The 1,507-nt window shown below is 50.0% G+C and carries 2 rRNA genes; both read right to left on the reverse strand.

Annotation, left to right across the window (positions count from 1 at the left end):
* Nucleotides 1–1,161, reverse strand: a 23S ribosomal RNA gene (locus ACIPW4_RS27320); the annotation flags it as partial.
* A gap of 278 nt (nt 1,162–1,439) precedes the next feature.
* Nucleotides 1,440–1,507: ribosomal RNA gene (locus tag ACIPW4_RS27325) — 16S ribosomal RNA — on the reverse strand; the annotation flags it as partial.

Below are 1,507 nucleotides of genomic sequence, written 5' to 3' on the forward strand. Positions count from 1 at the left end.
TGATACCCGTAGCTTCGGTGCATGGTTTGAGCCCCGTTACATCTTCCGCGCAGGCCGACTCGACTAGTGAGCTATTACGCTTTCTTTAAAGGGTGGCTGCTTCTAAGCCAACCTCCTAGCTGTCTAAGCCTTCCCACATCGTTTCCCACTTAACCATGACTTTGGGACCTTAGCTGACGGTCTGGGTTGTTTCCCTTTTCACGACGGACGTTAGCACCCGCCGTGTGTCTCCCATGCTCGGCACTTGTAGGTATTCGGAGTTTGCATCGGTTTGGTAAGTCGGGATGACCCCCTAGCCGAAACAGTGCTCTACCCCCTACAGTGATACATGAGGCGCTACCTAAATAGCTTTCGAGGAGAACCAGCTATCTCCGAGCTTGATTAGCCTTTCACTCCGATCCACAGGTCATCCGCTAACTTTTCAACGGTAGTCGGTTCGGTCCTCCAGTCAGTGTTACCTAACCTTCAACCTGCCCATGGATAGATCGCCCGGTTTCGGGTCTATACCCAGCGACTAAACGCCCTATTAAGACTCGCTTTCGCTACGCCTCCCCTATTCGGTTAAGCTCGCCACTGAATATAAGTCGCTGACCCATTATACAAAAGGTACGCAGTCACCTAACAAAGTAGGCTCCCACTGCTTGTACGCATACGGTTTCAGGTTCTATTTCACTCCCCTCTCCGGGGTTCTTTTCGCCTTTCCCTCACGGTACTGGTTCACTATCGGTCAGTCAGTAGTATTTAGCCTTGGAGGATGGTCCCCCCATGTTCAGACAAAGTTTCTCGTGCTCCGTCCTACTCGATTTCACTGGCAAGAGATTTTCGTGTACGGGGCTATCACCCACTATGGCCGCACTTTCCAGAGCGTTCCACTAATCTCAAACCAGCTTAAGGGCTGGTCCCCGTTCGCTCGCCACTACTAAGGGAATCTCGGTTGATTTCTTTTCCTCAGGGTACTTAGATGTTTCAGTTCCCCTGGTTCGCCTCTTGCACCTATGTATTCAGTACAAGATACTCAGCTTGTGCTGAGTGGGTTCCCCCATTCAGAGATCTCTGGATCACAGTCTGTTTGCCGACTCCCCAAAGCTTATCGCAGGCTACCACGTCTTTCATCGCCTCTGACTGCCAAGGCATCCACCGTATGCGCTTCTTCACTTGACCATATAACCCCAAGCAATCTGGTTATACTGTGAAGACGACATTCGCCGAAAATTCGCATGTTGCGCTTGCGCGCAGAACTCACAAATTTTACCTTAGCCTGATCCACCAGCAGTGAAACTGGTGTTCAGTCTATTTCTATCACATATCCGAATTTTTAAAGAACGATCTGACAAAAGTCAGAAATCAACATTCGCAGGGAATGCTCATTACTGAGTTCTGATCAGCAAATGAATCAAGCAATTCGTGTGGGAGCTCATCAGCAGGCTGATGTCGTCGATTAAGGAGGTGATCCAGCCGCAGGTTCCCCTACGGCTACCTTGTTACGACTTCACCCCAGTCATGAATC

It is taken from the genome of Pseudomonas sp. NPDC089996 (assembly GCF_044748405.1).
Lineage (GTDB): Bacteria > Pseudomonadota > Gammaproteobacteria > Pseudomonadales > Pseudomonadaceae > Aquipseudomonas.